The 15,020-nt window shown below is 47.8% G+C and carries 14 protein-coding genes and 1 pseudogene; 8 read left to right on the forward strand and 7 right to left on the reverse strand.

Annotated elements, in window-relative coordinates; translation table 11 throughout:
- Positions 1 to 120 precede the first annotated feature (120 nt).
- From BC351_RS08680 to BC351_RS08690, 3 genes and pseudogenes are all read right to left on the reverse strand, one after another.
- A complete protein-coding gene (locus tag BC351_RS08680) occupies positions 121 to 1,323 on the reverse strand; it encodes an MFS transporter (protein ID WP_079410798.1) in 1,203 nt (400 codons plus the stop codon).
- Between the two features lie 285 nt (positions 1,324 to 1,608).
- Positions 1,609 to 2,639, reverse strand: a pseudogene (locus BC351_RS08685) (DJ-1/PfpI family protein).
- A 19-nt stretch (positions 2,640 to 2,658) separates the two neighbouring features.
- A complete protein-coding gene (locus tag BC351_RS08690; protein ID WP_244208929.1) occupies positions 2,659 to 3,321 on the reverse strand; it encodes a DUF2306 domain-containing protein in 663 nt (220 codons plus the stop codon).
- A gap of 158 nt (positions 3,322 to 3,479) precedes the next feature.
- On the opposite strand from BC351_RS08690, the gene BC351_RS08695 reads away from it, so the two are divergent.
- From BC351_RS08695 to BC351_RS08715, 4 genes are all read left to right on the forward strand, one after another.
- The gene (locus BC351_RS08695; protein WP_079410800.1) at positions 3,480 to 4,070 is read left to right on the forward strand and encodes a TetR/AcrR family transcriptional regulator; all 591 of its coding nucleotides are present in this window, start codon (positions 3,480 to 3,482) and stop codon (positions 4,068 to 4,070) included.
- 190 nt (positions 4,071 to 4,260) lie between these two features.
- A complete protein-coding gene (locus BC351_RS08700) occupies positions 4,261 to 6,468 on the forward strand; it encodes a PAS domain-containing sensor histidine kinase (protein ID WP_079410802.1) in 2,208 nt (735 codons plus the stop codon).
- Between the two features lie 375 nt (positions 6,469 to 6,843).
- On the forward strand, positions 6,844 to 7,455 hold the full coding sequence (locus tag BC351_RS08710) for a superoxide dismutase (RefSeq protein ID WP_079410808.1): 612 nt from the start codon (positions 6,844 to 6,846) through the stop codon (positions 7,453 to 7,455).
- 258 nt (positions 7,456 to 7,713) lie between these two features.
- Positions 7,714 to 8,397: a Crp/Fnr family transcriptional regulator gene (locus BC351_RS08715; RefSeq protein WP_079410810.1), complete on the forward strand. Its 684-nt coding sequence runs from the start codon at positions 7,714 to 7,716 to the stop codon at positions 8,395 to 8,397.
- 96 nt (positions 8,398 to 8,493) lie between these two features.
- Here the strand turns inward: BC351_RS08715 and mutY are convergent, their stop codons facing one another.
- Positions 8,494 to 9,618: an A/G-specific adenine glycosylase gene (mutY, locus tag BC351_RS08720; RefSeq protein WP_079410813.1), complete on the reverse strand. Its 1,125-nt coding sequence runs from the start codon at positions 9,616 to 9,618 to the stop codon at positions 8,494 to 8,496.
- Between the two features lie 99 nt (positions 9,619 to 9,717).
- Here mutY and BC351_RS08725 point away from each other — a divergent pair, with 99 nt between their 5' ends.
- The gene (locus tag BC351_RS08725; RefSeq protein ID WP_079410815.1) at positions 9,718 to 10,278 is read left to right on the forward strand and encodes a hypothetical protein; all 561 of its coding nucleotides are present in this window, start codon (positions 9,718 to 9,720) and stop codon (positions 10,276 to 10,278) included.
- Positions 10,279 to 10,372: 94 nt separating this feature from the next.
- Complete coding sequence (locus tag BC351_RS43845; RefSeq protein ID WP_279628319.1) at positions 10,373 to 10,840, forward strand: c-type cytochrome; 468 nt, start codon at positions 10,373 to 10,375, stop codon at positions 10,838 to 10,840.
- A gap of 65 nt (positions 10,841 to 10,905) precedes the next feature.
- Here BC351_RS43845 and acpS read toward each other — a convergent pair whose 3' ends face one another.
- Positions 10,906 to 11,292, reverse strand: coding sequence for a holo-ACP synthase (gene acpS, locus BC351_RS08735; RefSeq protein WP_079410817.1), 387 nt, complete (start codon positions 11,290 to 11,292; stop codon positions 10,906 to 10,908).
- A gap of 205 nt (positions 11,293 to 11,497) precedes the next feature.
- Between acpS and BC351_RS08740 the strand changes: the two genes are divergently transcribed.
- Positions 11,498 to 12,475 (forward strand): aldo/keto reductase, encoded by a 978-nt coding sequence (locus BC351_RS08740; RefSeq protein ID WP_079410819.1) that lies wholly within the window; start codon positions 11,498 to 11,500, stop codon positions 12,473 to 12,475.
- Positions 12,476 to 12,518: 43 nt separating this feature from the next.
- Here BC351_RS08740 and nadE read toward each other — a convergent pair whose 3' ends face one another.
- A complete protein-coding gene (nadE, locus tag BC351_RS08745; protein WP_079410821.1) occupies positions 12,519 to 13,328 on the reverse strand; it encodes an ammonia-dependent NAD(+) synthetase in 810 nt (269 codons plus the stop codon).
- 133 nt (positions 13,329 to 13,461) lie between these two features.
- Between nadE and BC351_RS08750 the strand changes: the two genes are divergently transcribed.
- Positions 13,462 to 14,490, forward strand: a complete 1,029-nt coding sequence (locus tag BC351_RS08750) for a hypothetical protein (RefSeq protein ID WP_079410824.1) — start codon at positions 13,462 to 13,464, stop codon at positions 14,488 to 14,490.
- An 85-nt stretch (positions 14,491 to 14,575) separates the two neighbouring features.
- Here BC351_RS08750 and BC351_RS08755 read toward each other — a convergent pair whose 3' ends face one another.
- A complete protein-coding gene (locus BC351_RS08755) occupies positions 14,576 to 15,013 on the reverse strand; it encodes a BrxA/BrxB family bacilliredoxin (protein ID WP_079410826.1) in 438 nt (145 codons plus the stop codon).
- Positions 15,014 to 15,020: the final 7 nt, after the last annotated feature.

Raw genomic sequence — 15,020 nt, forward strand, 5'->3', positions numbered from 1 at the left:
GATTCCCGCTAGTTTCCTCCCGAGACTGCCTCTTCGAGTGGCTCGGGCGGCTTTCAGCGCCTTCTCTCCGCAGAGAAGGCTTTATTGGCTTTCGCGGCCGCGCTCCCCTTTCGCCGCGCCCTACTCCGGCGAAGCCGCAACGGTCGCAACTTTGGGGCCGCGGTATTTGAAAAAGAAGGCCACGCAGATTAACGCCAGGCCGTTGACGGCAAAAACAAGCGGGATGCCAATCCAGCCGCCCAAGAAGCCGCCGATAATCGGGCCGCTCATAGTCCCAAGCTGCGTAGCGGATTGATTTAAGCTAAACGCTCTGCCGCGAAAGCTGGAATCGGTGAATTTCACGATGAGTGCGTTTAGTGCTGGGTAGACCGCTGCAAAAAACAGCCCGTAGCTAAAGCGCAAAATACCAAAAGCCAGCAAATGATGGGTACCGAGCTGCAGCAGATTTCCTATTCCTCCGCCTAGAAGGCCGATGAACAGTGTTTTGGAGTAGGTGATTTTTTGCCCGAGCTTGCCCCATCTTGGAGCAGCGATAACGGTTGCGATGCCTACAGCCGAGAAGATAATGCCTGAGGTTAGCGAAGCTGAGCCCTGACTGCCGCCCATCTGCAGCACATAGATGGTCAGCAGCGGTTCGACAATCATAACGGAAGTCGCGACCAGCATCGTGACACCCAATATCATCATGAATGGGCGATTATGCGCAGCTGACTTCAGATCATCGATGACGCCCGACCGCACTGCGGAGCGGTTGAAGTTGGTTTCCTTGGCACCGAATAGTCCGATAAAGGCGGCAACTAATACGACGCATCCGGAGACTAAGAAGGATTCCCGATTGCCTACCCAGTGGCTGACGAAACCTCCGACCAGCGGACCGATTACACTGCCCGCGGCGCTTGCTGTTGACATCACACCCAGCGCGTAGCCTACTTCTTTTTCCGGCGTATTCGTGGCAACTAATGCAATCGAAGCTGGCACAAACCCGGCAAGCAAGCCCTGAAGAATCCGAACACCAAGAAACAAGTAAGGATCATGAACGAAAAATGTCGCAAAATACAGAACACTTAAGCTAAACCCCGAGCGGATCAACATCGGCTTACGCCCATACTTGTCCGCTAACGATCCCCAATAAGGAGCGATTAACGCACTGGCCAGAAAGGTGATGCCAAAGGTGATACCCGACCAGGCCTCCAGCCCTTTATCAATACCTAATTCCGTATGCAGAAAAATGGGTAAAAAAGGAATCGAAATGGTATAAGCCATCCCACAAAAAAATACACCGATCCATAATGTAATGAGATTTCGTTTCCAGGAAAATTCCATATTGTTTACCTCCTGATGATGCTTCATGACTGGACTACCCTATGCGAAGTTCTCCCGACGACCACACTTGATAAGTTTATTTTATCATTTTTGTTGGAAGATTAGAAATTTAACATCACTAGGCAGCTTCTGAGCCCCAAAACTCACCATGGAGAAGAAACGAAACCGTCCCCGTGTAAATACCGAAATTCAGCTAGTTCCAGACACACCCCTTATCCCTGGAAAACAAAAGAGAGGCTCGCTGCAAGTACACGACTCATGTACTTGCAGCGAACCCCCCATAGCTTATTGATTCCCGACGAGTCGTTCCCCCACTAACCGGGAGGCCGGCAGCACACTGGCCTTGGCGACACCTGTCATGCGACTGCCTTCGACCATCACCTCAAACTTTAAGTTCAAGCGCATCGGCTTCGTAACACGCTGCGACCAAGTCAGCTGATTCCCTCTTCGAACGGGATCTTTGAACACGGCAACCTCGCTGCCTTGCCGGGCTTCACCATATATGTGAGCATCGCGGGTCTGGATGTTGAGAGTAACAGACATTTTACCCACGGGCGTAGAAATAGCGGCCTCCCACTCCCCATCAAACAGGTTGTCAGTGGTTGTATCCTTGCTTCCTTGATGTTGGCTATAAAGCTCGGGTCCGGCTGCAGAATCAGCCACAGCTGGCGCTTGCTGCACCACCGGAAGTCCCTGATTGCGCCACACTGTTCCCCGTCGCTCGAACTCAAAAAGCAATTCCACCGCGTGCGCGATACGCGGGCCAAGTTCTCGCTCAACCAAGTAGATCGCTACATCAAGACCTGACGTCACTCCCCCGCCTGTTACCAGATTGCCGTCATCGACGACCCTTGCGGTGATCGGGATCGCCCCGGTCGCTCCCAGAACATCCATACCGAGATGATTCGTCACCGCATGTCGACCTTCCAATAATCCGCCCATCGCTAGCAGCAGTGAGCCTCCGCAGACCGTCGCAACTGTCAGATCCGATCGCTGCATAGCTTCTTTCATGCTTGGCGTCAGCTTGGTCTCCATCACCCGCCTCAGAATGCTGGGCACCGTATGCTCACCCTCGCCTGCTACCTCACCGGATGCGCCAGGCACCAGAATGAGTCCCCCCTTTTCTGGATCAAGCCTTCCGCTGGCCGGATTTGCAGCCCGCCAATGCCGCTCGAAACAAGCCTAGCCCCTTCCGCCGTCACGAGTTCGACATGCAAATCTTCGCCTGTGTACATTTGGGCTGCACAAAATACTTCATAAGGGGCAATCGCATCAAGCAAATCAAAGCCATCAAATAATACGATTTGTATATGCATAGAAACTCTCCTTTACTGCTTATTGAACTGCCACATTTGGAGCCTTGACGTACACAAACCGAATCACAATCTCTGCCAAAATGAAGTTAGTTAAAATCGCTCCATATACGCCCAGTGTATAGCTCAATTCATAGGGCAGGCCCCCGCCTTTATGCAGAATATAGCTGAATAAATGAATGAAAAAGTTCGTGAAACAGAAAACATAGCTGCGAACCATCCACTTCCGGTGCTTGCTGACTTGCTTGCGTTTAATTTGCACAATGGCTGCAATGGTCATCGCGAACCAAACGATACTGACAAGGTTGAAGGGCAAGCTGCTCGCTTTGCCTCCTGTGCTGTAAGGCGCCATATAACCCGAGGTTAGAACGACCACGAACACAAAAATGACATATAAATAACCATTCACTCTATGAAGCTTGCGATATTTTCTTAAGAGTGTATTGGAGAAGTTGAATATCCCCGTGAGCATTGCCATACAAGCCGCAACAACATGGACGTGCATCACATTCAACCAAATCGGGAGGTTAATTGGGCGTTTCAAATTCATTTTATGGCTCAGAAAATCAACAGCCTGTGGATCGAAGAATAAATTCGTTAAAGTGACGTAAGCGATGTAAATTAAAGATGCTGTCAGGAGCAAGGGGTACAAGTAGCTCCTTTTCGATCTAGCCATTTTCGCCATAGGAATCTCATCCTTTTCATTATAAATATTCTGTCATTCAAAATTAGAGACCGAACCGTACGGTCTTTTTTTATCGTACAACATTCTATGCTATGATTCACTTATAAAATGTTACAATATTATGAGAGTGTCAACGTCTCTGTGAAAGGAACCTGCAAATGCGTAAAGGTGAAATAACACGATTGCATATTATCATGAAATCCGCGGAGCTGTTCAATGAGAAAGGCTACGCAGGTTCAACCATACAAGACATTATGGCAGCAACCGGCCTGACGAAGGGCGGGATTTATCGGAGCTTCGCGAACAAGGATGAGATTGCACTGGAAGCTTTTGCTTACGCTGGTCAAGTGCTCTGGGAACACTTTGCGTCAGCGGTTGAAGGAGCATCGACAGCTACGGACAAGGTGATTGCAATGTGCGATGTCTACAGCGATACCGTTCATAATCCTCCGATCAAAGGTGGGTGCCCTTTTCTGAATACAGCGATTGAAAGCGATCATTCCTATCCGATACTTCGTGACCGTGCCGTAGGAGCTTACGAGCAAATGTTGGCTTTCATCCAAGGCATTTTGCAAAAAGGGGTTGCCGACGCGGAATATCGAGCGGACATCGACACAGAGTCCCTCGCTTCCTTCATCTTCTCGTCGATCGAAGGCGGCATCATGGCAAGCCGATTGACCCGAGACAACAAGCATGTCAAGTATGCTAGAACAAATATTGAACATCTGCTTAACTCTTTCAAGATGTAAATTTATACTGTATTACAAGAACCCCGCTCTTCCTTGTTTTGACAAGGGATTCGGGGTCTTTTTAGCATTAAGATGGCCTCGAGAAGCATACTCCAAAATTATAAGTAGGCAAATGCAGGAAATAAGATGCTTATGGTAGAAACCATCAATGAATCTAGAGTCCTATGCATTAATCCGGAGGTAGTTCATCATGTCCTTAGACCATAGATTAGTTAATGAATCTTTATTCACGCAAGCTTTCAAGTACGCACCCATTGGCATGACTCTGGTTGATTTGAATGGACGCGTACTTAAATCAAACCCTGCGATCTGCACGATATTAGGATACTCGGAAGCTGAATTAAACACGATGACCTTTCAGGAAATTACCCATCCGGAGGATCTGGAGCTAGATAATCACCATCTGTTCGAGCTGCTTGCCTTCCAAAGAGATTCCTATCAGCTGGAGAAACGCTATTTTCATAAAGATGGACATCTCATTTGGGCTTTGCTAGCCGTTTCGCTCGTTGTGGATGAAGACAATACGCCTCAATTCTTTATTTCCCAAATCATTAATTTGACCGATCAAAAGCACGTGGAGAATCGCCTGAAAGAGAATGAGCGGCTTTTGCATGGCAAGGATCTTACGTTTCGGTCTATCGTCAATCAAAGCTTTGATTTCATTACGATTCATAGCCCAGAGGGCATCTATTTGGAGGTATCTGCTTCCTGTCAGGCAGTCCTTGGATATACGCCCGAGGAGATGATCGGCCAATCCGGACTTGCTTTCATACACCCTGACGATTATGCTACCGCGCTTCAAGATTATCAAAAGGTTGTTCAAACCGGTAAATTTTCTAATCTTACCTATCGAATACGTAAAAAGGATGGCGAATACTTACATCTCGAAGCCGCAGGGATTACCGTTAAGGATGCGGACACGGGGGAATTAAACGAAATCATTATCGTAACCAGGGACATTACGGAACGTATGCAGATGATGGCGAAATTAGAGGCAGCTCAGGCCTTATCTCTCCTTATTTCGGACAATGCGCTGGACATTATCACATTTGCTACGCCAGACTCCATGACGCGTTATATCTCTCCCGCTGTTCGCCGTTTGCTTGGTTATGAACCCGAGGAAATGATCGGAAAGATGATGACCGATTTATGGCATCCTAACGATCTCGAGGACTTTCTTCAGAGAGGTCTTTTTAACGATGGCGACGTCGATATGTTTGAATGCCGTGTTCGTCATCAGCAAGGACATTATGTTTGGTTCGAAACGACGGTTAAAATGATTTGCGATGAACAAGGAAAACTCTCACAAGTAGTCGGTGTGGGTAGGGATATCACCCTGCGTAAAAAAGCTGAAAATGAGCTGCGGGCAACAAAAGAAAAACTCGAATCCTTCATCAATCATAATGTTGATCCAGTCATGATGATCAATACGGAATACGACGTGGTGAAAATTAATTTCGCTTTTGAAGCAACATTCGGATGGTCATCCCAGGAAATCGTCGGCATCAATGTATTTGACTTCCCCTTCATCCCTGATAAATCTAGGGCCGGTTGCCTCGAAGCGCTTGAACAACTGCAGCCCTATTGTCTCGAGACGGTTCGAAAGAAAAAAAATGGCGACGACCTCCCTGTTATGATCTCGTTATTTAGCATCCAAGATGAGACAGGGAAACCTATTGGCTGGGCTCTTACACTGAGAGATTTAACTACCTCTAAGCAAGCGGAAGAATTATTAATCAACTCCGAAAAGCTGTCAATTGCTGGTCAACTCGCTGCAGGCATCGCCCATGAAATCCGCAACCCTATTACAGCTATCAAAGGTTTTATGCAGCTTTTGAGATCCGGCAGGACCGAAAAGCCCATGTACTTTGATATCATTTCTTCGGAAATTGAACGCATCGAGATGATTCTAAGCGAGCTGTTAATCTTGGCTAAGCCTCAGCTCATTCATACCGAACGCAAGGATATTCAGATTCTTCTGCGTCAAGTCACAACACTGCTGGAATCGCAAGCGAATATGAACAACGTGCAAATCGTAACCGAATTTGAACCATGTGCCACTTACGTACTAGGTGATGAAAATCAATTGAAACAAGTGTGTATCAATTTCATCAAAAATGCCATTGAAGCGATGCCGCATGGGGGCAAAATCCAGATTCAATTAAACCGTACCAACGTAGATACGATACTTTTGCGCTTCATTGATCAAGGATGCGGAGTCCCTGAGCATATTCTGGCTAAGCTGGGACAGCCCTTCTTAACAACGAAGGAAACCGGAACTGGTCTCGGCTTCATGGTGAGCAAGAAGATCATTGAGAATCACAACGGCACAATCAAAGTTTCAAGTGTAGAAAATGAGGGTACTACCATAGAGGTCTGCCTCCCGGCGGCAAAATAATTAAATACATTCGACAAATTTCACATCACATGTATAAAAAGCGGTAAAACTTCGGATTGTATAGGATGAATGCGAGGTGAAACCATGTCTGACCAAGAGGAATCTTCTTCAACCTACCCACGGAATATACGTGACTTACAAGTATTAAGCTCTATGAAGCCCAGTGAATGGACGGAGATTGAACTTCAATTCAATCATAGGGCTATGAGTGATTTATCTCCTTGGCTCAACGAGCAAGGCACGCACATCCATAGTCAAATCATTCACGAGCTTGAACGTCGTGGCGTCTGACTTAGTAAACATACATGTTGCTTTATTATCGAAATTCCTTCATAATGAAGTTGAAACTACATAATATTAGGAGGTATTTATACAATGGCACATCAATTACCAGCTCTTCCGTACGCAAACGATGCACTCGAGCCGCATATCGATGCAAAAACAATGGAAATTCACCACGACCGTCACCATAATGCTTATGTAACAAACTTGAATGCAGCTCTGGACAAACACCCAGCTTTGCACGAGAAATCCCTTAACGACCTAATCGCTGACCTGAACAGCCTTCCGGAAGATATCCGCACTGCCGTTCGCAACAACGGTGGCGGACACGCGAACCACTCCCTTTTCTGGGAAACAATCGCACCTAACGCAGGCGGAGCACCTACAGGCGCTTTGGCGGCAGCTATCGAGAGCGAGCTTGGCGGTTTTGAGAAATTCAAAGCTGACTTCGCTGCTGCAGCTACTACACGCTTTGGTTCCGGCTGGGCTTTCCTAGCTGTTGACAAAGACGGCAAATTGAAAGTATACAGCTTGCCGAACCAAGACAGCCCGATCTTCGAAGGCGAAACGCCGATCCTTGGTCTGGATGTTTGGGAGCATGCTTACTACCTGAACTACCAAAACAAACGCCCTGACTACATCGCAGCGTTCTGGAACGTTGTGAACTGGTCCGAAGTTGGCAAACGTTACGACGCAGCGAAATAAGCATTAATTCCTATCTAAAAAGGGGCTGTCCCAAGTAGAATCTACTTGGCAGCTCCTTTTTTTGTTTTCGAAGCTTGGGAGTGCGTCAAATACACGGATCAGAAGTTCTTTACGCAATCGCTGGAAAGCTGTACGATATAATTAGGTTCAAGAGATTGAACCAACGGACTGAATGGATGGCGCCACCTTCAACATCAGGGCAGCCAAAATCGGCGAACAACTGGTCGTTTACTAGGACCGAAACGAGATGAATGAACAATGAAAACAATCATTTCTTTACTTCAAAATGTCCCCCTCTTCCAGCAGCTTACGGAAGATGATTTACAGGGATTAGCGCCTTTATTTACAGAGAAAAAGGTGAAAAAAGGCAGTATTTTATTTTTTGAAGGCGATGACGGCGGGGAATTCTTCCTTATTAAATCAGGTGTCATCAAGATCTACAGATTGGATGAAGCAAAAGAGATTATCCTTGCTTTGTTTCGAGATGGCGACTTCTTCGGAGAAATGTCCCTGATCGGCAGCGGGCATACCCGTTCAGCTACCGCAGAGACGCTGGAGCCTTGTACATTTTACATATTAAATCATGCCGTATTTGGCCAATACATGGAAAAGAGCCCGAAGCTCCTCTTAAAGCTTCTAGAAACAACGATGGGCAGGCTTCGCCAGGCGAATGAACAAATATATGATCTCACCTTCCTAGGCGTTCGTTCCCGCATCATGAAAACCATCATCCGACTATCTGAGCAGCATGGTGTCCCCACTGCCGACGGCCTGTTGATTAACGTTAAACTTACCCATCAGCAAATTGCCAATATGGTAGGCACCGTGCGGGAGTCTGTCACGAAAGTGCTGCAAGAGCTGCTCGATGATGGGCTTATTCAAACGGATAAAAAATTGATCACCTTGCGAAATGTGGATGCTATTAAAGCTGAAATTCGCTGAGGATAAAAAGAAGAGCTGCCTTTGCATGCGTGCAACTGGGCAGCTTTTGTGCGCAAAAAAGAGCCCAGGACTATGCCCCGAGCTCCCCAAACCAACCTAATCTACGCTTCGCTCCTGCCATTCTTTCATAATGCGCAAGAAAACATTCGGAAAAGCGTACTGATGCAGCTCCTCCGGTCCAACCCAGCGATAATGAAACGGAATCCATTCTCCCCCATGACCTGGACGATTGGCGTCGCCAAGCTTCGCGCGGTAAACCTTCATTTTCCAGACAATATGGCTGAAAATATGCTCCGTATCCATGAACCATTCGTCAGGCTGGATCAGAATTTGCTCTTGATCGGCGAGGTTTTGGCGAAGCAGGCTGCCATTATCCTCATCGGAAAGCCATCCCTCAGAGCCCCAAGCCACATGCGGAAGCTCCCACATCCTAGCCAGCAAGCCTTCTTGCGGCCGCTGTCTAATCAGCCACTTTCCTTCATGTTCGCCTGTTCCTTCAATAAGGGCTACAGCCCGCAATTCGGGGCGCGGCGGTTTGGCTTTCTTCTTGATAGGCAAAGCCTCTTCCATGCCAGCTTCACGCCCAGAGCAAAATGCCATAACCGGGCACGTCAGACAGTGCGGCGAACGCGGCGTACACACCATCGCCCCAAGCTCCATCAACGCTTGATTGAAATCACTTGCCGTTCCCTCCAAAATCAATTCACGCGCCAGCTTTTCCATAACGGTTCGAGTCGACGGCTTCATAATATCTTCTTCAATGAGAAAATAACGTGACAATACCCGCATTACATTCCCATCCACAGCGGGCTCTGGCTTATTGTAAGCGATACTTAGAACCGCCCCCGATGTATACGGACCAACACCCTTCAGCGAGGAAATCTCCTCTTTGGTCTGGGGAACAATACCGCCGTAACGCTCGTGAACTTCTCTCACAGCCGTTTGCAGATTTCTGGCCCGAGAGTAATATCCAAGACCTTCCCAGGCCTTCAAAACATTCTCCTCCGGCGCTGTTGCCAAAGCTTCCACCGTTGGGAATTGATCAATGAACCGATGGAAATACGGAATGACCGTATCCACCCTAGTTTGCTGCAACATGACTTCGGAAATCCATATATAATAAGGGTTTTTACTTCGGCGCCATGGCAAATCGCGTTTATGTGTATGGTACCAATCCAGTAGATTTCTGGAAAAATATTGCTTTTGTTCTTCGCTGTACATGAGCTCTCCTTCTCTATGGGGCGCGTTCCAGTTATAATGAATGAATGGACATGTCTCCATTATACGAGAAGTGTGGAACATAAAACTAGAGGTGAATGTATGCAAAACACGAAGCAAACCGATTTGGCAAATAAAAGGAAAGCATGGATTGGCGACGCTCGCGCATTAATCCCCTTGTTATTCATCTGGGGCGCCGAGTGGATGTTCAGCGCTATTATGGACTTCGCCATTTACTGGCGCGACTTGGATTGGTTGAAGCAAGCGGCTTTCATCACCGCCGTTGTGGCGAGCTTAATCCAACTTTGGAGCCTGCGCAAAGACTTCCGCAAGAATGACTCCGCTGAACGGAGTGGATGGGGACATCCAGCACTGCTTCTGCTGCCAGGCGTGATGCTCATCGCAGCCATTGCGCTGCTCGAGGCCATCGGCGCTGTCGGGCCGTTGTTCAGCCCTGTGCTGCGAGCGTTCATCCTCGCAATCGGGTTCGTGCAGGTTGGCCTCCTGCTCGGCAGGCCAATGATCTACCTTGGCTTGTGGATGTTCGCACTGACTGCCCTGATGGGCGTGTGGTATTTGGGCTATTCCGCTGTCATCCTCGAAGGCATGGGCGGCATTAGCCTGATTGCCGGCGGGTATATGCTGCGGGTTTGGGGGCGGTAGTTTTTCGGCCTCTCGGCGGGCTCGGGAGAGGATAAGCAAAATGGCAGCTCCACCACAGCTGCCAGCAAACACAATCAAGCATAGGGGGCAGCTCATGCTGAAACAAACCAAACAGGCTTGCGGCGACGCAAGCCTGAACGACAACAAGCTGCCGGACGATTCATCCGGCAGCAGCACAGCGCCGCAGCGCGCAGCACGGCGGCTAACTATCGGCGCGCTCATCCTTGCGCCGATGATGCTCGCGCTAGCCGCGTGCGGCGGCACTTCGGGCGGCAGCGCCACCCCGAAGGCACCGGCCGCAACCGCCGCGAGCGAGAGCAACCCTGCGTACGTGAAGGCGCAGGAGCTCTTCACCGCGAACAAGTGCATCAGCTGCCACGGTGTGGATCTGGAGGGCAAAGTCGGCGTCAAGACGAATTTGCAGAAGGTCGGCAGCAAGCTGAGCAGCGAGCAAATCGCGAACCAAATCAAGAACGGCGGGGGCGGCATGCCCGTCTACAAAACGAAGCTGTCCGAAGAAGAAATCGGACTGCTCACCGACTGGCTAAGCTCCAAAAAATAGCAGCCATAGCGATATAGCTAGGGCCCAGCAAGCACGCATATCATTCGTGCTTGCTGGGCCCTTCTTTATAGCTCCTCCACAATCGCATAAGCGGCAGCCATTGTTTCTGTATGCGTAATGCTAATATGGAGTCGATGGCTGCCTTTTAGGCCTGCCCGCAGCAGTGCTTCTTCCCTCACTGAGCAGATCGGTTTGCCCAGAGCATCCGGCAGCACTTCAATGTCCTGAAAGCCGATTTGCTTGCCTATTCCGCAGCCAATCGCTTTGACAATCGCTTCTTTCGCTGCAAAACGGCCGGAAGCAAACTCCGCAAGCCGACCACGCCGCTGCTGTGCCAGCTCCCGCTCCTGAGGCGTCAGAATACGCTCCAGAAATCTTTCGCCTGATGAGCCCTCCAGCATTTTGCGCAGTCGCGCGATTTCAACCAAATCTGTTCCAACTCCAATAATCATCGTGGCTATGCCCCACTTTTCTTCCTGCATTTTGGGTTCAATTTACATGATTCTGCGCCAGCGGTCAAGGTTCACACCTTTTTTTCTTCCGTCTCTCCCCCCCTGCTTACTTCAAGGTAAGTAAGTCACTCTATTTTCAGTTCTTCTACGATCCCTGAACAAGGGGTATACTGGACATAGACTAAATTGCTAGGAGGCCAACTGAATGAGAATTATGCCGCTAGAAAAACGCGGAATCTCCAATAGCCGGATCGTTTTCGGTTGTATGGGAATTGGCGGAGAATGGAACAACGCCCCTTATACCAAAGAAGATTACATCATTGCTGAGAAAGCAGTGGAAGCTGCCTTATCCATAGGCATTACCATGTTTGATCATGCCGATATTTATAGAAGAGGCAAATCCGAATCTATTTTTGGCGAAATCCTCAAAAAAAGACCTGATCTGCGCGACCAAATTATTCTGCAATCCAAAGTTGGTATTCGCTTTCAAGACGAAGTGAATCCACAGCGCTTTGATTTCAGCAAAGGTCATATCCTAAGCTCAGTTGATGGTATTCTGCAGCGACTAGGCGTGGAACATTTGGATGTGCTGCTGCTGCACCGTCCTGACCCGCTCATGGAGCCGGAAGAGATCGCAGAAGCCTTCAACACGCTGCGTTCCGCCGGAAAAGTGCGGCATTTCGGGGTATCCAATATGAGCTCTGCCCAAATTCGCTTCATTCAAAATTCACTGCCTGAGCCGCTCGTAGTGAATCAACTGGAGATGAGCTTGGCTCGCATCGACTGGGTTGAACAAGGCATCTTGGTCAATCAAAAGGACGGCCTCGGCGTGAACTTTGCTGATGGCATCATGGAGCATTGCCAAATGGCCGATATCCAAATTCAAGCTTGGGGCCCGCTGGCCCAAGGCAAATTCTCCGGCAGCGTACCGGAAGATGCGCCTGAGACGATCAAGAACACAGCCACGCTCGTACAAAAAATGGCTAAGGAAAAAGAAACAACACCAGAATCAATCGTTCTGGGTTGGTTAATGAAACACCCTGCGCGCATTCAGCCAGTCATCGGTACTTCCTCAGATAAGCGCGTCCTTGCTTGCCAGGATGCTGTGCGCATTTCCGAAACCATGACACGCGAAGAATGGTACACCTTGCTCGAGAGCTCCCGCGGCGCTCGCATGCCATAGATGAACAACAACCCCTGACCATTATGGTCGGGGGTTGGTTATATTAGATACCTGGAATCGGAATCCGTTTATGCTCCGTCTTCAAATATTGCTTCTCCAGCTTCTCTTGCGCCTCAGCCGATATTTGCTTGCCTTCCAAGTAGTCGCTGTTATCGCCGTATGTAATCCCCAGCTCATTCTCGTCCGTTTGACCGTCCCATAGGCCGGCTGTCGGCGCTTTATCCAGCACGCTCTGCGGAACGCCCAGCTTCGCTGCCAAGGAGCGCACTTGGCGCTTGTTCAGCGTGCTCAGTGGTGTAATGTCGACCGCTCCGTCGCCATATTTGGTGAAGAAACCTGTGATCGCTTCAGAGGCATGGTCTGTGCCAACAACGATCAAGCCCAGTTCAAAAGCCAGCGCATACTGCATCACCATGCGAGTGCGCGCTTTGATGTTGCCTTTGCCGCCACGGCTGACATGCTGATGCACGCCGATATGCTTGAGTCCATACTCAACTTCAATGGCGATTTCATCGACAGCCTCTTCAATGTTATTCTCGATTTGATGTTTCAAATCAAAAGCCTTCGCCACCGCATAGCTGTCTTCGATATCGACTTGCTGCCCGTAAGGCTGGAATACGCCAACGGTTTTGTACTCCTTGCCCTTCTCCGCTGTCAGCTCGTCCGTCGCTTGCTTGCATAAGCCAGCCGCTACCGCGCTGTCAATGCCGCCGCTGATTGCAATCAGCAGACCGTTCGCGTTTGCACCCAGCACATAATTCTTCAGGAAATCCACGCGTTTGCGAATTTCTTCATCAATATCAATTTCCGGTTTCACGCCAAGCTTCGCAATAATATCGGTTTGCAAACTCATCGTTCTCTCCACCTTTTTCTTTCGTTTAGGAAGCCCATTGTGCTTTACAGATTAGTATAGACTTTCGCACTTCAAATTTCAAAGGCCAGCCTGTATAATAAATGGAGATACATATTGAAAGGAGACTTACAGTATGTTCAAACTTTATAAAAGCAACATAGGTTATTTCCTAGGCATAAGCTTGTTTATAATCCTAATTGATTTCGTAATTGTTAAGTCCCAGATGTACCAAGCGAATAATCAACTTCTGACCGTAGGTATTGCATTAGATTTCATCGCTGTTATCCCCTTATTGCTTTACTTCCTCATTTATCGAAAAATCAATAAAAAAATCATATCCATACTTCCCTTCGCCTTCTTTGGGTATATAGCTTTACAGTTTTTGATACCTCATACGGGGCAAGAAACACTTGAATTTGTCAAATACACACTCATCCCGCTGGAGCTGCTGTTCCTTTGTTATGAAGGTTATAAAATCTTTCAAATTATTAATTATTTTAGAGCCAACAGAGCTACGAATCGCCCGCCGCTAGAAATCGTTAGAAAAGCTATTGAAGGAGCATTCAACAACTCGAAAATAGCCTCTTTACTTGTTCATGATGTATCTATCTTTTACTACGCTATTATGGCGTGGAGAAAAAAACCTTATGTACGAACGGGTGCTGCTTCATTTAGTTATCACAAAAATTCAAGCTGGCTAATCACCATATTGATTTTATCCAAAATATTATTAATCGAAGGTGTTTGTATTCATCTTCTTCTGTCGCAGTGGTCACCTACCGTTGCATGGCTGCTTTCATTGGGAAATATATATATCATTTTCTTATTAATTGCCGATTATCGAGCTATGTGTTTAAATCCGATTTTGCTTTCAAACCAAAGTATCCGTATTCAATATGGCATTCAACTGTCATCACCAATTGATATTGATATCGCTAATATTGCGTCCGTCTCAATCATTCATTATAAAAAACTAACGAAACATGATTTAAAAACATCCGTTACTCCCCTCGTGATTGAGCCCAACGTGCTTATTCAATTAAAAAATGAAATCACGATGATCCGTCTGTTTGGAAAACGGCAAATTGTTGATCGACTTTATCTATTTATGGATGAACCTGATGAATTCTATATTGAATGCTATAAATATTTGGATAAATAAGCTGCTCTTTAAGCGCAAAACCAGAACCACAAGAAAAAAGGCCCCTCGCAGCCGCAACTGCAAAGAGCCTTTTTTGGTCTTACATTTATTTGCAATATTCGTTAAAAGCACCAATCAAATCGCCAGCAATCATGTCCGCGGAACGGTCTTCGATTTGGTGACGTTGAATGAAGTGAGCCAGCTCACCATTCTTGAACAATGCGATGGATGGGGATGAAGGCGGGTACGGCGCCAAGAATTCACGCGCTTTCGCAGTTGCATCCTTCTCTTGTCCAGCAAACACGGTGTACGTGTAAGTAGGCAGTGTGTCGTTTTGCAGCGCTTTTGCCACGCCTGGACGACATTGACCTGCTGCGCAACCACAAACGGAGTTAACGACAAGCAGCATTGTGCCATCTTTCGATTTTTCGATCGCTTCTTCCACTTGCTCTGGCGTTAGAAGTTCTGTAATACCTAGACGAGTCAAATCTTCTCTCATCGGTTTAACCATATCTTTCATGTACGAATCAAAAGACATTGCCATATGTGCC

The sequence above is a fragment of the Paenibacillus ferrarius genome (assembly GCF_002027705.1).
Taxonomy (GTDB): Bacteria; Bacillota; Bacilli; order Paenibacillales; family NBRC-103111; genus Paenibacillus_E; species Paenibacillus_E ferrarius.

Coding starts and splice junctions, on each gene's coding strand:
- BC351_RS08725 (WP_079410815.1), top strand. CDS start 9,718: ATGCAAAACACGAAGCAAACCGATTTGGCAAATAAAAGGAAAGCATGG.
- acpS (WP_079410817.1), bottom strand. CDS start 11,292: ATGATTATTGGAGTTGGAACAGATTTGGTTGAAATCGCGCGACTGCGC.
- nadE (WP_079410821.1), bottom strand. CDS start 13,328: ATGAGTTTGCAAACCGATATTATTGCGAAGCTTGGCGTGAAACCGGAA.
- BC351_RS08680 (WP_079410798.1), bottom strand. CDS start 1,323: ATGGAATTTTCCTGGAAACGAAATCTCATTACATTATGGATCGGTGTA.
- BC351_RS08740 (WP_079410819.1), top strand. CDS start 11,498: ATGAGAATTATGCCGCTAGAAAAACGCGGAATCTCCAATAGCCGGATC.
- BC351_RS08755 (WP_079410826.1), bottom strand. CDS start 15,013: ATGGCAATGTCTTTTGATTCGTACATGAAAGATATGGTTAAACCGATG.
- BC351_RS08695 (WP_079410800.1), top strand. CDS start 3,480: ATGCGTAAAGGTGAAATAACACGATTGCATATTATCATGAAATCCGCG.
- mutY (WP_079410813.1), bottom strand. CDS start 9,618: ATGTACAGCGAAGAACAAAAGCAATATTTTTCCAGAAATCTACTGGAT.
- BC351_RS08710 (WP_079410808.1), top strand. CDS start 6,844: ATGGCACATCAATTACCAGCTCTTCCGTACGCAAACGATGCACTCGAG.
- BC351_RS43845 (WP_279628319.1), top strand. CDS start 10,373: ATGCTGAAACAAACCAAACAGGCTTGCGGCGACGCAAGCCTGAACGAC.
- BC351_RS08715 (WP_079410810.1), top strand. CDS start 7,714: ATGAAAACAATCATTTCTTTACTTCAAAATGTCCCCCTCTTCCAGCAG.
- BC351_RS08700 (WP_079410802.1), top strand. CDS start 4,261: ATGTCCTTAGACCATAGATTAGTTAATGAATCTTTATTCACGCAAGCT.
- BC351_RS08690 (WP_244208929.1), bottom strand. CDS start 3,321: ATGGCGAAAATGGCTAGATCGAAAAGGAGCTACTTGTACCCCTTGCTC.
- BC351_RS08750 (WP_079410824.1), top strand. CDS start 13,462: ATGTTCAAACTTTATAAAAGCAACATAGGTTATTTCCTAGGCATAAGC.